Origin of the sequence: Sanguibacter sp. HDW7 (assembly GCF_011300875.1) — a bacterium.
Classification (GTDB): domain Bacteria; phylum Actinomycetota; class Actinomycetes; order Actinomycetales; family Cellulomonadaceae; genus Flavimobilis.
In genome coordinates this window covers 1,161,603-1,178,201 of sequence record NZ_CP049862.1, presented here as the reverse complement: position 1 = coordinate 1,178,201, position 16,599 = coordinate 1,161,603, and the positions used below count along the sequence as shown (strand labels likewise).

The following is a 16,599-nucleotide window of genomic DNA, read 5'->3' as shown; positions in this document are numbered from 1 at the left end:
AACTAGGCTGGGCCCATGCTCGACCACCTCCCGCGCGCCACCACGAACCCCACCCCCTCACCGACAGGCACCTCCGTCGGCGACGAGATCGGCGACGCGCTCACGAAGGCCCCCGGCGAGCGCTCCGGATGGGTCGACTGGCTCGTCGGCGCGCCGCTGCGCATCGTCGTCATCATCGTCATCGGCATCGTCCTGCTCGTCGTCCTGCGCCGCATCATCGCGTCGTTCACCGAACGCATCGCGCGCGAGCCCCGCACCGACCTCGGCGGCGCGCTCCTGCGCGTCACCAACGCGCTCGAGGACGAACGACGCGCCGGACGCGCCCGCACGCTCGGCTCCGTGCTCCGCTCGACGATCTCGATCGTCATCGGCTCGATCGTCGTCATGATGGTCCTCAACGAGCTCGGCGTGAACCTCGCCCCGCTCCTCGCCTCCGCCGGCGTCGCCGGCGTCGCCCTCGGCTTCGGCGCCCAGAGCCTCGTCAAGGACTTCCTCTCGGGCATCTTCATGCTCGCCGAGGACCAGTACGGCGTCGGCGACACCGTGAGCTTCGTCGACGTCACCGGCACGGTCGAGGAGGTCGCGCTGCGCGTCACGAAGGTTCGCGACCTCGACGGCACGCTCTGGTACCTGCGCAACGGCGAGATCCTGCGCACCGGCAACCTCTCCCAGGGCTGGGTCCGCGCCATGGCCGACTTCCGCGTCCCCTACGACGTCGACACGAACCACGTCCGCTCCCTGCTCACGCAGGCCGCCGAGGAGACCGCGGCCGACGACGACATCAGCCCCGTGCTCCTCGCCCCGCCCGAGGTCTTCGTCGTCGAGCTCACCGACGACCACCTGCTCTACCGCCTCCAGGCACGCACCAACCTGTCCGACCGCGCCGCCGTCGTCCGCGCGCTGCGCACCCGCGGGCTCGAGGCGCTCACGAGCGGCGGCATCAAGCTCGTCACCGCCAACCGGCTCGTCGTCCAGCCTCCGCGCACCTGACCGGCGACCTCACGCACGACGCCCACGGACCCTGAGGTCCGTGGGCGTCGTGCGTACGTGGAGGTTTGCGCTCAGCGCAGCGTCTCGAGCTCGTCCGCGAGGTCGTCGGCCTCGGGCCCGACGATGACCTGGATGATGCGACCCGAACGGACGACGCCGAAAGCACCCGTCTCCTTGAGCTTCGCCTCGTCGACGAGCGACGGGTCCGTCACCTCGACGCGCAGACGCGTGATGCACGGCTCGAGGTCGACGACGTTCGACCCGCCGCCGAGCGCAGTGAGGATCTTCTCCGCCTTGCTCATGGTGATGTTCTCCTGATCGCTGGGTGGGTGCGGACGTCGTCGTCCGGTGCCCCAGCCTAACGCGCGCACAGGCACGCGGACCCCCTGACCACAGCCCGGACGTGGGCGGCACCACGCCACAGCGCCCCCTCCGCGAGCGCCCTCCGTGGGAGGATCGGACGGTGACCGAGCAGACCTTCTACGACGCCGTCGGCGGGCACGACACCTTTCAGGGGATCGTCGACCGCTTCTACGCGGGCGTCGTCGCCGACGACGTCCTCGCCCCCATGTACCCGCCCGAGGACCTCCCCGGCGCGAACCGCCGCATGGTGACGTTCCTCGAGCAGTACTGGGGCGGACCCACGACCTACTCGGAGGAGCGCGGCCACCCGCGCCTGCGCATGCGCCACCAGCCCTTCAAGGTCAACCCGCTCGCACGCGACCGCTGGATCCAGCACATGGTCGCGGCCGTCAAGGACGCCCGGCTCTCCCCCCTGCACGAGTCCCAGCTGCTCGACTACCTCGAGCGTGCCGCCCACTCGATGCTCAACACCTTCGAGGACTGACATGACCGACGCCGCTCCCTTCACCGCGCTGCGCGACGTCCTCGCGCTCGAGCAGATCGACGAGAACACGTTCGCCGGGCAGAGCCTGCCTCAGCTCAACGGGCGCGTCTATGGCGGGCAGGTGCTCGCGCAGGCGCTGCTCGCCGCCGGCGCGACGAACCCCGCAGGCCGCCAGCCCCACTCGCTCCACGGCTACTTCCTGCGTCCCGGGGCGCTCGACGTCCCCATCCGCTTCGAGGTCGAGCGGCTGCGTGACGGCCGCTCCTTCTCCGCCCGACGCGTCCACGCGATCCAGGGCGACACGGCGATCCTCTCGATGATCACCTCCGCGCAGGAGGACCAGCCGGGCATCGACCAGCAGCAGCCCATGCCCGCGGCGCCCGACCCCGAGACGCTCGAGTCGGCCGTCGCGAAGCTCTCGACGATCGAGCACCCCGTGGCGCGCTTCTGGACGAGCACCGCCGCGTTCGACGTCCGCCACGTCGGCACGTCCCTCTACCTCGGCCCCGACCGTGACGGCGACGACCGCCAGATGGTGTGGCTGCGCGCCCGCGGGACGCTCGGCGACGACCAGCTCATGCACCGCGCCATGATGATCTACGCGTGCGACCAGCTCATGCTCGAGCCCGTCATGCGCCGCGCCGACCTCGACTGGGGCACGCGCGGCCTGTCGATCGCGAGCCTCGACCACGCCATGTGGTGGCACCGCGACGCGCGCGCCGACGAGTGGCTGCTCTACGTACAGTCCTCTCCGTCCGCGCAGGGCGGCCGCGGCCTCGGCTCGGCACGCGTCTTCGCGCAGGACGGGACGCTCGTCGCGTCGATCGCGCAGGAGGGCATGGTCCGCGTACCGGACGCGGACTGACCCCTGCGGCTCAGGCCGGCCGGAACGTGTGGGCCACGGCGCCCGACGCGAACGGCTGCCGGTCGACCTGCTCGAGGCGGACGAGCTCGTCCAGCCCCGCGAGCAGCGTCGGGCCGTGACCTGCGACGACGGGGTGCAGGACGAACACGTACTCGTCGATGAGCCCCGCGTTCGCGAGCGCGAGCGGAAGTCTCACACCTCCGACGGACAGGTCGCCGCCCGGCCCCTCCTTGAGCCGTCGCACCGACTCGATCAGATCGCCCCGCAGCAGCTCTGCGTTCCAGTCGACCGACCCCAGCGTGCTCGACACGACAAGCTTGGGCTTCGCGTCGATCGACTCCGCGAACGGGACCTCCCACGCGCTCATCCAGTCCGGCCACACCCCGTCGGTCGGACGACGCCACGCCTCCTCCATCATCTGGTAGGTGACGCGGCCGAAGAGCAGCACGTCGGCCCGCTCGGTGTCCGCGGTCCAGAACTGCATGAGCTCGGCGTCCGGCGCGACGCCCGCCTCGTGGTGGACGCAGCCGTCGAGCGTGACGTTGATCGAGTAGCGCAGGGTTCGCACCGGTCGCTCCTTCCAGGCGCGGCCCGGGCCCGGGCCGCTCTCCGTGCCATTGTCGGCACGGATGCCTCGTCGCGGCGACCGTTCGTTCCCCTAGGCGGCGCCTCCGGGCGCCTCGAGCACGGCGAGCTCCGCCGCGAGGTTCGCGCGGGCGCGCGCCTCCCACCGGTCGCGGCCGAACGGCGTCGCGAAGAGACGCGGCGCGGCCAGCAGGCCGCGCAGCACCTCCCCGCGCCCGACGCGCCACGCGGCGTCGTCGACATGGGCGTACTCAGCGCGGACCTGCCGTACGTACTTCTCGTACTCGGCAGGCGCCCCGGCGAGGACGGCTAGGTCTGCGTCGCTCACGAGGGCGCCGGCCAGGTCGTCCGGCGCGGGGTCGTGATGGGTCGTGAGGAGGACGAGGCGGGCGACCTCGTCGACGTCGTCCCGGGTGAGCACGGCGGGCACGCGGGACGGGTCGCCGACGGGCAGCGCCGTCGCGTCGTCGTCGCGACGGGTCACCACGGAACCGTCGGGCACGCGCCCCGGCGTGCCGACGTACGGCGCGAGCAGGTCGCGCGCGAGCGCGGCCGAACGCTCCTCGTCGCGCACCGCCTCGCCGTCGTGGACGGCGTCGTGGAACCACAGCGCGAGCAGGACCGTCTGCGGCACCGGGCCCTGACCCTCCGCCGCGACCTGCACCGACCGCAGGCAGTCCGCGAGGTGCGCCGTGCCGTGATACGTCCGGTGAGGCTCCGACCAGCGGCGCAGCAGCTCCTCGCCGACGGCGTCAGCGCCCGGCAGCAGCGTCGCCCAGCGCTCCGCGAGATCTGCGCGGCGCGCGCGAGCACGGTCACGGCCCGTGACCCGCAGTCCCGACGCCGCGAGGCGCACGACCATCTCCCGCGCCGACACCGGCTCGGCGCCGAGCGCAACGAGCTCCGCGTGACGCTCGGCCGGGACGTCGTAGTGGTCGAGGTCGAACGCCCGCCGCGGCACGCCCGCGCGCTCCGCGAACGCGTGCAGCTCGTCGAGCGAGGCGTCCGAGACGAGGTGCGCCCACGTCGTGCCGTGCGCGGCCCAGCTGGGAGCATCGACAAGGACGGCCATGGTGGTCAGCGCGCCCGGCGACGCATCGCGACGGGCTCGTCGAGGAACGGCTCCCACGCGGCACGCTCGTCGGCGTCGATGCGGCGCGGGCTGCCCGACGCGGCGTCGACGAGCACCATCGTCGTGATCGCGCGCGCGTAGACAGTGCTGCTCGCGTCGGTCACCTCGTAGTGGATCTCGAGGCTCGCGCCACCGAGGCGCCCGAGCCACAGCCGCACCGTCACCGGCTGCCGCTGGTACGTGAGCGGCGCGAGGTACTCGATCTCCTGGTGCGCGACGAGCGTCGCCGTGCTCGCTCCGGGGCTCGCATCGAGGATCGCGGTCGGGCGGCTCACGACACCGTCGGTCTCGGGGTGGCGCCAGAACGCCTCGATGCGGGCCTCCTCGAGGAGCCGCAGCATCTCGACGTTGTTGACGTGGGCGTAGGCGTCCATGTCGGACCAGCGAAGCTGGACCGGGATCTCGATCGTCGTCACACCGCCGAGGATACGCGCCCCCTCCCGACGGATTGACGGGTTCCGACCATCGAACGGTCGGGAAGCGTCTATCCGTCGGGACGAGGGGCGTCCCTCCGTCGTTACGGGGTTGCCGCCGTCGTCGCCAGGTCGCGGGTGCGCGACAGCGCGTCCAGGCGTGCCCCGAGCGGCGCGAGGACCGTCGAGCGCGCGACCGTCGCGACCGCCTCGTCGAGGCGCCTGCGCGCCCGGCGCGCCCTGCGCGCAGCCGTCGCGCGACCGCAGAGGCTCGCGACGAGCGCGAGCAGCAGCCCCAGCACGACGCCACCGACGACGAGCACCGCCGGCCATGCGAACCGCACCTGCCCCGACGGCCCGTCGAGCACGAGTTCGGGCAGCGGGAGCGTCACCCCGAGGTACGCGAGGCCGCGCACACCAAGGACCCATGCCAGCCCGACGACGACGACCCCGAGCAGAAGCATCTGGACGACGCCGAGAGCCCGCGCCCACCGCGGCGCCCGATCGACGCCGAGGCGCGCGCCGACGACCGCGGTGTCGAGCGCGTCGGCGAGCCGTGCCCCGTCGACACGGTCGGATGCGGCCGGGCGCCACGCGTCAGGCAGGGCGTCGAGCGCTCCCGCGACGTGCTCTCGCACGGCGAGCGCGGCACGCGCCCGCACCGCGTCGCTCGGACGCGGGAGCGAGGACCGCACGGTCTCGACGGTCGGGTCCGCGACCTCGCTCCGCGCGCGGCGGCCCCGCGCGTCCGGCCGACGTTCCGCGCCGGGTCCCGACGCACGCTCGAGCGTGCGGCCCGCACCGAGGCCGAGCCGACCGAGCGGGTCCGCGCGGAAGCCTGCGAGCCAACGCGTCACGGGCCAGCCGGCCGTGAGGTGGATCTGACGGCGCGTCGACGCGCCCACCGCGTCGACGACCGTGCCCGCGCCCGCGGCCCCGGCGAGCGCGGCGACGAGCGCGTCCTCCGACGGCGCCGCTGCCCTCGCCGCACGGTCGGTCCCGCCCGACGCCTCGAGCAGCAGCGTCGCCGCGCGCCGTACGTCGACGACGAGCCGCGCCGCGTCGCGCTCCCTGCGCCGCGCGGCCTCGGCGAGCACGGTGCGCAGCTCGGGAAGCCCGGCACCCGTCGTCGCCGACGTCGCAAGGACGTGCGCGCCCGCGAGCCCGTCGTCGTCGACACGTCGTCGCAGGTCGGCGAGCACGCGGGCGACGTCTGCGGCTGCGAGCCGGTCGGCGTGGTTGAGGACGACGACCGCCACTCCCCCGTACGCCGCGAGCGGCCGCAGGTAGTCGTCGTGCAGGGCCGCGTCCGCGTACTTCTGCGGGTCCGTCACCCACACCATGACGTCCGCACGCTCGAGCAGGCGGTCGGCGCGCACGCGGTGCGCGACCTCGACCGAGTCGTGGTCCGGCAGGTCGAGCAGCACGATGCCCGCCGGCAACGGCGAGCTCTCAGGCAGGTGGGTGCGCTCGCGCACGTCGAGCCAGTCAAGCAGCGTCGTCGGGTCGGAGCCGTCAGCGCTCGCCGCGACGGGCTGCGACGTGGTCGGACGCAGCAGACCGGGCCGCGCGACCTCCGCACCCGCGAGGGCGTTGAGGAGGCTCGACTTGCCCGAGCCCGTCGACCCGGCGAGCGCGACCACCGTGCGGTCCGCGCCGAGGCCGAGGCGTTCGCGGACACGAGCGACGACGACGGGGACCTCGGTGAGGCCGGCCCGCGTGCCTGCAGGCGACGCGCTCGGCGTCGTGCCCGTCGGCGTGCTCGGGGTCGTGCTCGTCGACGTGATCGGGGTTGGACGCGTCGTCGGGCGCGTCGTCCCGTCGCCTCCGTCGAGCCAGGGCTCGGCCGTCGTCCACGCGTCCTCGAGCGCGTCGAGCCGCCCGGCGAGGGTCACGCCGCGCGCCCTCATGCGCGACCTCGGCGCCACCACGGGCGCTTGAGCGGCTCGTCCTCGACGGCGTCCGGCGACGCCTCGGGCATCGTCGGGGGCTCGGGGACGGGCGGGAGCGGGCGGGTGCTCCGCTCGACCGCAGCAGCCTCGCGGACTCGGTGCGCTGCGGCGTCGAGCCGCCCGGCGCCCGGCGTAGTGGGAGGCGTACCGGCCGGGCGCCCGGCGGATGCGTCGTGCTGCGGCAGGCCCGCGGCGTCGTGCTGCGGCACGCCCGCGCCATCGTGCAGGGGCTCGCCGACAGCGTCGCGCCCCCGGGTTCCGAGGGCCTCGTGCAGCCGCGCACGGAACCGCGCCGCGTCGGCGTCGGCGACCGCGGTGACGCGCTCGACGAGCCGCGTCCGCGCCGTCACGGCGAGCCTGCGGACGGCGTCGTCGCCGAACACGGCCTCGAGGAGCCGCTGCGCGACGAGCGCGGTGCCGCCCGCGATGCCGACCTCCGCGCCGGTGAGGCCACCGGTCGACGCGAAGACGACGACCATGAGCGCGAGCCCGAGCCCATTGACGCCGAACGACAGCGCCCGCGCCGTCCCTCGCTTCGACGAGCCGGTCGTGCGGACGAGCTCGAGCACGTCGTCCTGCCAGCCGCGGACCGCCGCGGCGGCGTCCTCGCGCAGCGCGGGACCGCCGCGGACGAGGCCGTCCGTGAGCGCGCGACCGGCCGGGTCGGCGCGCCACGCGTCCGAGGCTCGCTCGGCCGCGGCGTGCACGGCGTCGACGATGACGGCCTCGAGGTCGTGCCCGACGGCCCGCACCGCCGCGGGGGCGTCGGCCCGGCGTCCTCGGACGAACGCGCCCAGCCGGTCCCGCACCCGCCCGACGCCCTGCTCGATGCGACGCACGAGGTCGCCCGTGCCGACGAGGTCCTGCCAGCGCGCGAGGACCTCGCCGCGCAGCATCGTGCCGTCCGCGGTCACCGCCGCGACGTCGTCGAGGGCCCGGCCGTACGCGTGCGCGACGGCCTCTTCGAGGCGTGCTGCGGCGTCCGCCTGCTCCGCAGCAGCCGCGGCGAGCTCGTCGAGCACGTGGACGACGTCGTCGACAGCCCCGTCGAAGGTCTCCCGCACGACGCGCTCCCGGGCGGCCGCGGTGCCGACGTCCGCGAACCACCCGCGCAGGTCGACGAGGGCGCCCTCGCCGAGGAGGCCCTCGACGAGCGGCGACTCCGGCACCTCGATGACGGGCGTGCCCGCGAGCCCGTGCTCGGCGAGCATCGACCTCAGGTGCTCCGCGACCGCGCCGGCTCCCGCACCCTCGACGCGGTCGAGGACGAGCGCGAGGCGAGTCCTCCTGCGCGCGGCGGAGTCGAGCAGCGCCCACGGCACCGCGTCCGCGTACCGCGCCGCGGTCGTCACGAAGAGCCACAGGTCTGCGGCGCCGAGCAGCTGGGCCGCGAGGTCGCGGTTCGCGGCGACGACCGAGTCGACGTCCGGCGCGTCGAGAAGCGCGATCCCTGGCCCGACGGCCTCCGTCGGGACGAGGCGCAGCGTCCGGTGCACAGCCTCCGCCGGCACCGGCTCGTCGGCGCGCGCCCGCACGAGGTGCGGCAGCACGCGGTCCGCGCCGAACCACGCGGCGTCGTCGGGGTGATGGACGAGGACCGGCGCGAGCGTCGTCGGGCGCAGCACCCCGGCCGCGCTCACGGGCGCGCCGACGACCGAGCTGACGAGCGTCGACTTGCCCGCCCCCGTCGAACCGCCGACGACGACGAGCACGGGGGCGCCCTCGGCGCGCGAACGCGGCAGCAGGTGGTCGTCGAGCCGCGCGAGCGTCGCGCGGCGCAGCGCTTCGGACGTCTCGCGGCCCGGGGTCGCGAGCGGCAGTGCGAGCGCCCCGACCGCGTCGCGGGCGGCCTCGAGCGCGACCGTGAGCGCGACCCGATCGGGCCGCGGGCCTGCGCTGCCTCGAGCGTCGTCGTCCATGTCCCCATCATGGCGGACGCACCGACCGACCGTCGGGACGCGGGGACGCCGGAGGCCCGCCTGCACGGTTGTGCAGGCGCGCCTCCGGGGCGCGAGGTCAGTCGCGCGTGAGCTTGCGGTACGTCACGCGGTGCGGGCGTGCCGCGTCGGCGCCGAGGCGCTCGACCTTGTTCTTCTCGTAGGACTCGAAGTTGCCCTCGAACCAGTACCAGTTCGCGGGGTCCTCCTCCGTGCCCTCGTAGGCGAGGATGTGCGTCGCGACCCGGTCGAGGAACCAACGGTCGTGCGAGACGACGACCGCGCAGCCCGGGAACTCGAGCAGGGCGTTCTCGAGCGAGCCGAGGGTCTCGACGTCGAGGTCGTTCGTCGGCTCGTCGAGCAGCAGGAGGTTGCCACCCTGCTTGAGCGTGAGCGCGAGGTTGAGGCGGTTGCGCTCACCGCCCGAGAGGACACCGGCCGGCTTCTGCTGGTCCGGGCCCTTGAAGCCGAAGGACGCGACGTACGCGCGCGACGGGATCTCGACGTTGCCGACCTTGATGAAGTCGAGCCCGTCCGAGACGACCTCGAACAGCGTCTTCTTGGGGTCGATGCCGCCACGCGACTGGTCGACGTACGACACCGAGACGGTCTCGCCGATCTTAAGGTCGCCCGCGTCGAGCGGCTCGAGGCCGACGATCGTCTTGAAGAGCGTCGTCTTGCCGACGCCGTTCGGGCCGATGACGCCGACGATGCCGTTGCGCGGCAGCGTGAACGACAGGCCGTCGATGAGCGTGCGGCCGTCGAAGCCCTTGTTGAGGTCCTTCGCCTCGAGGACGATCGAGCCGAGACGCGGGCCCGGGGGGATCTGGATCTCCTCGAAGTCGAGCTTGCGGGTGCGGTCAGCCTCGGCAGCCATCTCCTCGTAGCGGTCGAGACGTGCCTTCGACTTGGCCTGACGACCCTTGGCGTTCGAGCGGACCCACTCGAGCTCCTCCTTGAGCCGCTTGGCGAGCTTCGCGTCCTTCTTGCCCTGGATCGCGAGGCGCTCCTGCTTCTTCTCGAGGTACGTCGAGTAGTTGCCCTCGTACGGGTAGAGGCGGCCGCGGTCGACCTCGCAGATCCACTCCGCGACGTGGTCGAGGAAGTAGCGGTCGTGCGTGACTGCGAGCACTGCGCCCGGGTAGGACGCGAGGTGCTGCTCGAGCCAGAGCACCGACTCGGCGTCGAGGTGGTTGGTGGGCTCGTCGAGAAGCAGCAGGTCAGGCTTCTCGAGGAGGAGCTTGCACAGCGCGACGCGGCGGCGCTCACCGCCCGAGAGGACCGTGACGTCGGCGTCGGCCGGCGGGCAGCGCAGGGCGTCCATCGCCTGCTCGAGCTGGGAGTCGAGGTCCCATGCGTCGGCGGCGTCGATGGCCTCCTGGAGCTTGCCCATCTCGTCCATGAGCTCGTCGGAGTAGTCGGTCGCCATGAGCTCGGCGATCTCGTTGAAGCGGTCGATCTTGCCCTTGATCTCGGCGACGGCCTCCTGGACGTTGCCGAGGACCGTCTTCTCCTCGTTGAGCGGGGGCTCCTGCAGGAGGATGCCGACCGTGTAGCCGGGCGAGAGGCGCGCCTCTCCGTTCGACGGCTGGTCGAGGCCGGCCATGATCTTGAGGATCGTCGACTTTCCGGCACCGTTGGGGCCGACGACGCCGATCTTCGCCCCGGGGAGGAAGTTCAGCGAGACGTCGTCGAGGATCACCTTGTCGCCGTGCGCCTTGCGCGCCTTGTACATGGAGTAGATGAACTCAGCCACGGGTTCTTGGACCGCCTTGGGGTAGTGGGCCGGACGAGCGGCGCCGCGTCGGCGCGCGGGCGGCAGGAGCCGCCGTCGCACGCCGACGGGCGACGCACAGACAGACCCAAGACTACGCGGTCAGCAGCGCCGCAGGGTCATCGACCAGCTCGGAGCCGTCGGCAGCGTCCTCGGCCATGTCTTCGGCCACGGTGGCGGGGCCGTGCTCGAAGGGGTCCGGGGCGCTCGGGTCGACCTCCTCGAAGCCGCTGGCCTGCGGGCCGTCGGCGGGTGCTGCCTCCGACGGTCGTGCCTCCCGCAGGACGCGCATGTACGTCGCGGTGCCGCGCGTGAGGTCGTGACCGATCGTCGCGCCGCGCAGCGCGAGCTCGGCACGCGGGCTGCCGTCGGGCGCGTCCCAGCGGTCGAGGACGAGGCGGCCCGTGACGACGACGGGGTCGCCGCTGTGGAGCGACTTCGCGACAGACTCGGCCGCGTCGTCCCAGAACGTCACGGAGTACCAGGTGGTCTCGCCGTCCGTCCACGCGCCGTTCTCGTCGCGGTACCGGTGCGTCGTCGCGACGCGCACCGTGGTGCGGCGTCGGTCGTTCGTCGTGAGGGTGAGGGCGGGGTTGTTGCCGACCCAGCCCGTGATCGTGACAGGTGCGCTCATGCGTCCTCCCGGGAACAGGGGCGGTCGGATGCCGCCCGGGAGTCACACGGTGCACGGGTCGTCGAGCGCCCGCACCCGTCGTCGGAGGATCCGTGGAAGGACCGGCCCGGAATGCTGCCTGTGGTCAGCCCGGCGTCCGGGAGCGGGCTAGGCAGTCTCCGCGACGCGCGCGTGCCGCGCGCGCTCGCGCGACACGGCAGCGAGCGCGAGCGTCCGCGCCTCGGCGTGCTCGCCGAGCACGACGTCCGCCGGCTCCTCGAAGAGCTCGTGGACGACGCGCCCGAGCCCGTCGCGCACCGAGGACGCGAAGGCCTCCGAACGCGCCCGCGCCTGCGCGCGCCGGGCACCGCGCCACGCGAGGAGCGCGGCGAGCCCGAGCACGGCGCCCAACGCGCCGACACCCAGGAGGAGAAGCCGCACGTCGTCGGTCGCGGCATCCATGAGCTGGAGCACGAGCCACGCGACGAGACCCGCGAGGCCCACCACGAGGCCGACCCCGGCGGTCGCCCGCCACGCGCGCACGGCACGCGACGGCCCGGCCGGCAGTCGCACAGCGCGCACGGCCGCGGTGACGCGCGCCGCGACGTCGTCGTCCCCGGGCGTCGCCGCGACGAGGGAGTCACGCCACGCGGGGCCAAGATGAGCACCCGCCACCGTGAGCCAGGCCTCGCGCAGCGGCGTGACGGACGCCGCCGTGAGGGCACCGTCGGCACCCGCACGCGTGCCGTCGTCGAGCGTGTGCGCGGCCGTCGTCGTGCGCTCGGGGAGACCGACGAGGTCCGCGAGCGCGTCGACCGTGGCCGCGACCCCCGGGGCCGAACGCCGCGCGACCTCCGCGGGCAGGACCTCCGTGAGCTGCTCCGCGGCGCGCGAGAGCTCGGTCGCGACGCGCAGCGCGGCACGCGAGCGCTGGGCGACGATCGTCGCGAGCCGCGCCCGGATCTCGGGGACGCCGTCGCCCGTCACGGCGGACGCACCGAGGACCTCGACCTCGCCGAGGCCGTCGACCGTGAGGAGGTTCTGGACGTCCGCGAGGATCTCGTCGCGCTGGCTCTCGGGGACCGTGTCGAGCTGGTTGAGGACGACGAGCATCGAACCCTCGACGCCCGCCATGCCCTGGAGGTAGCCGGCGTGGAGCGCGTGATCGGCATACTTCTGCGGGTCGACGACCCACACGACGAGGTCGGCCATGGGCACGACCCGGTCGACGGTCTCGCGGTGCACGGTCGCGACCGAGTCGTGGTCCGGGAGGTCGAGGAGCACGAGACCCTTGAGCTGCGTCTCCTGATCTCCGTCGAGCGAGGAGAAGCGGTTGATGCGGCGCTCGCGGTCGACGCCCACCCAGTCGAGCAGCGCGTCGGCTCGCTCGGACCACGCGCACGCGGTCATGAGGGACGTCGTGGGGCGGCGCACGCCGACGTCCGCGAACGTCATGCGGGAGATCGCGTTGAAGAGCGACGACTTGCCCGAGCCGGTCCCGCCGACGAGAGCGACGACGGTGTGCTCGACGCCGAGGTCGAGACGGCCCTCCGCGGTCGTCAGGGCGTCGGACGCTGCCGTCCGCACCGGTGCGGAAACCCGCTCCCCCGCGACCTCGAGCGCGGCGCGCAGGTCTGTGACACGTCCACGCAGCTCGGTCTCGTCCGCTCGTGCTCCCATGCGTCCTCCCTCGTCAGCGCTAGGTCCATCCTGCCTCACGGACGGGCGCCGAGGCGTGCGGCGGGCGGCACGGCGCGCGGGCCCGCCCCGACTCTCACCCCTGCTCAGGGCGGGTGGTCAGCGTGCGCGGACCTGCCGGCGGAGCTCGGCGAGGCGCAGCCTCAGGCCAGTGACGGCCTCGGGCGCGAGCGCAGGACGGTCTAGCCGCTCGGTGTACGGTCCGGCCTCGCCCTCCACGATGTGGCGGCCGGTTGCGACGAGCTCGGTGCGTGCTGCGTCGACGAGGTCACCCGCGGCAGCCCCCGCGACGCCTGCGAGGACGCGTTCGGCGCTCGCGACACCGACGGCCGCGGCCGTCGCGACGGCGACGAGGCCGTCCCGCGTGAGCCCACGATCGCCCGCCTGGAGCGCAGCGGCCGGGAGCGCGGCGACGGCGTCCGCGACGGAGCTCAGCCACGCGCTCACCTCGGCGCGCACGGTCGTGTCGCGCCACGCGGCGAGGGCGCCGTCAGCGCCGACGGCCTCGTGGAGCGCGGCGCCGCCGGGCAGCTTGTCGTCGAGCTCGCCGAGGCGCTCGCCGATGGTCTCCGAGCTCGTCCGCGCGGCTGCGAGAACCTGGGTGACGAGGGTCTCGCGGATACGCGTCGTCACCGCGCCGAGCAGCTCGGCGCGACGCGCGAGCGCGGCCTTGCGGGGCCGTCGGAACGGCCCGGCGACAGGGCGCAGGATGCCGGGCTCGGCGTCGACGGCCGCGAGCCACGCGGCCTCGACCGCACCCGTCGACAGCGTGCCGTCGACGGTCGCCTCGGCAAGGTCTCCGAGGCCCGACGGCACCGCGTCCGCAACCGCGGCGCGCAGCGCGTCGGCGTCGTCGGCCTGGGCCTCGACCTCCGCGACGAGCGTCGCCGTCTGCTCGACGAGCGCGTCGAGCGCGCCGCGCAGCGTGCGCAGGATGACGGTGCGCGCCTGGTCGGCGCCCGCGACCCGACGCAGCCAGCGCGAGACGGGCTCGACCGACGCGGCAGGCAGGAGACCTTCGTGAGCGCCCTCGTCCGGCACGACGAACAGCGCCGACGACGCGAGCCCGTGCTCGCGCAGCCGCGCGACGAGATCCGTGCGGACCTCCGCAAGCTTCGCGTCCGAGACGCGGTTGAGGACCATCGCGACCGACGCCCCGCGCTCCTTGGCGTCAGCGAGGACCTGCCACGGCAGCGCGTCGCCGTAGCGCGCGGCCGTCGTGACGAAGAGACCGAGGTCCGCGGCCGCGAGCAGGCGCGCCGCGGTCTCGCGGTTCGAGGACATGAGCGAGTCGAGGTCCGGAGCGTCGAGCAGCGCGATGCCACGCGGCACGCCCGCGTGCTCGACGCGCACGGCCTCGCCGAGATCGAGCCGCTCGGCGAGCTCCGCGTCGTCCGGGTGCGTGACGAGGACGGGCTCGCGCGTCGTGGGGCGCAGGACGGACGCCTTGGAGACCTCCTCGCCGAGGAGGGAGTTGACGATCGTCGACTTGCCCGCGCCCGTCGACCCCGCGACGACGACGACCGCCGGCCGCGAGAGCTCACGCAGACGCGGCAGCAGGTGGTCGTCGAGCCGCTCGAGGACCGTGCGACGCACGGGCCTGGCCGCACGCGTGCCGGGCGTGTCGAGGACGAACGCGATCTCCGCGACCTCGCGCCGCAGGCCGACGACGACGTCGAGCAGCGTCGCGTCGGGCGCGTGCTCGGGCGTCGTCTCGTCACGGGTCACCCGGTGATTATCCCGTGCAGGGTGAAGTGCGGCCAAACGCGCGCGCCGGAGCGCGCACACGAACCAGCCGGTCACGAGACGGGTTGATCGCCGATCCGGTCCGAGGAAGAGTGGAACGCCCGTGCCGCCAAGGAGTCCCATGAGCCTGCTGCTGTCACCTCTCACCCTGCGTTCGACGACGTTCCGCAACCGCCTGTGGGTCTCTCCCATGTGCCAGTACTCGGCGACCGACGGGCTGCCCGACGACTGGCACCTCGTGCACCTCGCCCAGTTCGCGTCGGGCGGCGCAGGTCTTGTCCTCGCCGAGGCGACCGCGGTGTCGGCCGAGGGCCGCATCTCGCCGCGCGACACGGGCCTGTGGAACGACGCGCAGCGCGACGCCTGGGCGCGGATCGTCGCCGTCGTCCACGCGCGCGGCGCGCACGCTGGCATCCAACTCGCGCACGCGGGACGCAAGGCGTCGACGTGGTGGCCGTGGGCGTCGGCCTCCGGCTCGGTGCCGGCGGACGACGGCGGCTGGCCGACCGTCGCACCCTCCGCGCTCGCGTTCGACGGCTACGACGCGCCGGCCACGCTCACGGCCGACGGCGTCGAGCAGGTCGTCGTCGACTTCCGTGCCGCCGCCAGGCGGGCCCTCGACGCGGGCTTCGACGTCCTCGAGATCCACGGCGCGCACGGCTACCTGCTCCACCAGTTCCTCTCCCCGCTGAGCAACGAGCGCACCGACACGTGGGGCGGAAGCCTCGAGAACCGCGCGCGGCTCCTCCTCGACGTCGTGCGCGCCGTGCGCGACGAGGCCGGACCCGACGTGCCCCTGCTCCTGCGCGTCTCGGCGACCGACTGGGCGCCCGGCGGCCTCGACGTCGACAACGTCGCCACCGTCGCCGGGTGGGCGCGCGAGGCGGGCGTCGACCTCGTCGACGTGTCCTCGGGCGGGCTCGTCGCCCACCAGCAGATCACCGTCGGCCCCGGCTACCAGGTGCCGTTCGCGGCCCGCGTGCGCGAGGTCGCCGACGTACCCACCGCGGCCGTCGGGCTCCTCACGACGCCCGCGCAAGCCGAGGACGTGCTCGCCTCCGGGGCCGCCGACGCCGTGCTCGTCGGGCGCGAGTTCCTCCGCGACCCCCACCTCGGGCTGCGGGCCGAGCGCGAGCTCGGCCACGAGCAGCGCGAGCTGTGGCCCCCGCAGTACGCGCGGGCGCGGCGGTAGGCGGGCGGGAGCGTCGCGTCGGCCCCGGAAGCGTTGAGCCGGGCATGCCGATCTCAGCGGGTCGCGGCCGGAAGCCTTCCCTCCAGCGCACCGCGACCTCGTCAGTTCCGTCGAACTTCCCGTGCATCTGAGAGGTCTGCGCGAGTACAAGGGTGCAGATGGGGGCACTCCTGCCCCACAGCGTTCGCGCCACAAAGTTGCCCGTGAGCCCGCAACGCAGGAACACCGATTGCCGCGGGTCGTCCTAGACGAGCGGCACCCGCATGCCGTTCCCCGCACCTCCGCCTTCGTCCGTAGGCATCGGCAGGGGTCAGCAAGGTCCGGCCAGGAAGTTCACCACACTGCGGATGACTGGTGAGCGACGGATCGGCGGTAGGCACGAAGTGGTCGTCGCGGCAGACGAGCAACTCACGACTGCGAGACGCTGACCATCTCGGGGTTCCGCCGACGACGGAGACCGGTAGCCTCCACCGAACTGCGGAAACACGTAGCACAACTTCGTGAAGGAAGAGCGAGCCCTAACTCGGCCCTGAAGACCGTGACTTCTCGCCTGCCACGCCGCGCCAACAACCGTCGTGAATGCCGCCGCGAATCGCCGGGTGCCGATTGCCGCGGCTGCTTGGCGCCCGCAGCCGGGGAGACTCCGTCCTTTCCGAACATCGCCAAGGTTTACGTCTCGGTGGCGCCATATGCACAGGGCGTCACTCTTGCGCATCTCGGCGAGAGGTTCAGGCACTACCGCTGAACGGCGGGCCCGACCCGGTCCGCCAATCGAATCCGCTACGACAGCGAAGACTAGCGCCCGAGGACGCTCTCGAGTCGGTGCGCCTCTACGAGGGCGGACTGAAACTCGCA

Annotated in this window: 14 protein-coding genes; 4 read left to right on the top strand and 10 right to left on the bottom strand. The window is 73.7% G+C overall.

Annotated features, from left to right (window positions below; translation table 11 throughout):
* The first annotated feature begins 15 nt into the window (after positions 1 to 15).
* Positions 16 to 990, top strand: a complete 975-nt coding sequence (locus G7063_RS05545) for a mechanosensitive ion channel family protein (protein WP_166413511.1) — start codon at positions 16 to 18, stop codon at positions 988 to 990.
* 71 nt (positions 991 to 1,061) lie between these two features.
* On the opposite strand, the gene G7063_RS05540 is transcribed toward G7063_RS05545, so the two are convergent.
* Entirely contained in the window at positions 1,062 to 1,292 is a 231-nt protein-coding gene (locus G7063_RS05540; RefSeq protein WP_166413510.1) for a glucose PTS transporter subunit EIIB, read from the bottom strand.
* Between the two features lie 161 nt (positions 1,293 to 1,453).
* Between G7063_RS05540 and G7063_RS05535 the strand changes: the two genes are divergently transcribed.
* Positions 1,454 to 1,837 carry a globin gene (locus G7063_RS05535; RefSeq protein WP_166413509.1) on the top strand — a complete coding sequence of 128 codons (384 nt, stop codon included), beginning with the start codon at positions 1,454 to 1,456 and terminating at the stop codon, positions 1,835 to 1,837.
* A gap of 1 nt (position 1,838) precedes the next feature.
* Positions 1,839 to 2,702, top strand: coding sequence for an acyl-CoA thioesterase II (locus tag G7063_RS05530; RefSeq protein ID WP_166413508.1), 864 nt, complete (start codon positions 1,839 to 1,841; stop codon positions 2,700 to 2,702).
* Positions 2,703 to 2,712: 10 nt separating this feature from the next.
* Here G7063_RS05530 and G7063_RS05525 read toward each other — a convergent pair whose 3' ends face one another.
* From G7063_RS05525 to G7063_RS05485, 9 genes are all read right to left on the bottom strand, one after another.
* Positions 2,713 to 3,270 (bottom strand): dihydrofolate reductase family protein, encoded by a 558-nt coding sequence (locus G7063_RS05525; protein WP_166413507.1) that lies wholly within the window; start codon positions 3,268 to 3,270, stop codon positions 2,713 to 2,715.
* 90 nt (positions 3,271 to 3,360) lie between these two features.
* Complete coding sequence (locus G7063_RS05520; protein ID WP_166413506.1) at positions 3,361 to 4,359, bottom strand: DUF4031 domain-containing protein; 999 nt, start codon at positions 4,357 to 4,359, stop codon at positions 3,361 to 3,363.
* A 5-nt stretch (positions 4,360 to 4,364) separates the two neighbouring features.
* The gene (locus G7063_RS05515; RefSeq protein ID WP_206188214.1) at positions 4,365 to 4,835 is read right to left on the bottom strand and encodes a thioesterase family protein; all 471 of its coding nucleotides are present in this window, start codon (positions 4,833 to 4,835) and stop codon (positions 4,365 to 4,367) included.
* 101 nt (positions 4,836 to 4,936) lie between these two features.
* A complete protein-coding gene (locus G7063_RS05510) occupies positions 4,937 to 6,727 on the bottom strand; it encodes a GTPase (protein WP_166413505.1) in 1,791 nt (596 codons plus the stop codon).
* An 11-nt stretch (positions 6,728 to 6,738) separates the two neighbouring features.
* Positions 6,739 to 8,703, bottom strand: coding sequence for an ABC transporter (locus G7063_RS05505; protein ID WP_166413504.1), 1,965 nt, complete (start codon positions 8,701 to 8,703; stop codon positions 6,739 to 6,741).
* 97 nt (positions 8,704 to 8,800) lie between these two features.
* Entirely contained in the window at positions 8,801 to 10,477 is a 1,677-nt protein-coding gene (ettA, locus tag G7063_RS05500; RefSeq protein ID WP_166413503.1) for an energy-dependent translational throttle protein EttA, read from the bottom strand.
* A 112-nt stretch (positions 10,478 to 10,589) separates the two neighbouring features.
* Positions 10,590 to 11,129, bottom strand: a complete 540-nt coding sequence (locus tag G7063_RS05495) for a single-stranded DNA-binding protein (protein WP_166413502.1) — start codon at positions 11,127 to 11,129, stop codon at positions 10,590 to 10,592.
* A gap of 147 nt (positions 11,130 to 11,276) precedes the next feature.
* Positions 11,277 to 12,788, bottom strand: coding sequence for a GTP-binding protein (locus tag G7063_RS05490; RefSeq protein WP_166413501.1), 1,512 nt, complete (start codon positions 12,786 to 12,788; stop codon positions 11,277 to 11,279).
* 117 nt (positions 12,789 to 12,905) lie between these two features.
* The gene (locus tag G7063_RS05485) at positions 12,906 to 14,534 is read right to left on the bottom strand and encodes a GTPase domain-containing protein (protein ID WP_166413500.1); all 1,629 of its coding nucleotides are present in this window, start codon (positions 14,532 to 14,534) and stop codon (positions 12,906 to 12,908) included.
* 139 nt (positions 14,535 to 14,673) lie between these two features.
* Here G7063_RS05485 and G7063_RS05480 point away from each other — a divergent pair, with 139 nt between their 5' ends.
* Complete coding sequence (locus G7063_RS05480; RefSeq protein ID WP_166413499.1) at positions 14,674 to 15,744, top strand: NADH:flavin oxidoreductase/NADH oxidase; 1,071 nt, start codon at positions 14,674 to 14,676, stop codon at positions 15,742 to 15,744.
* Positions 15,745 to 16,599 lie beyond the last annotated feature (855 nt).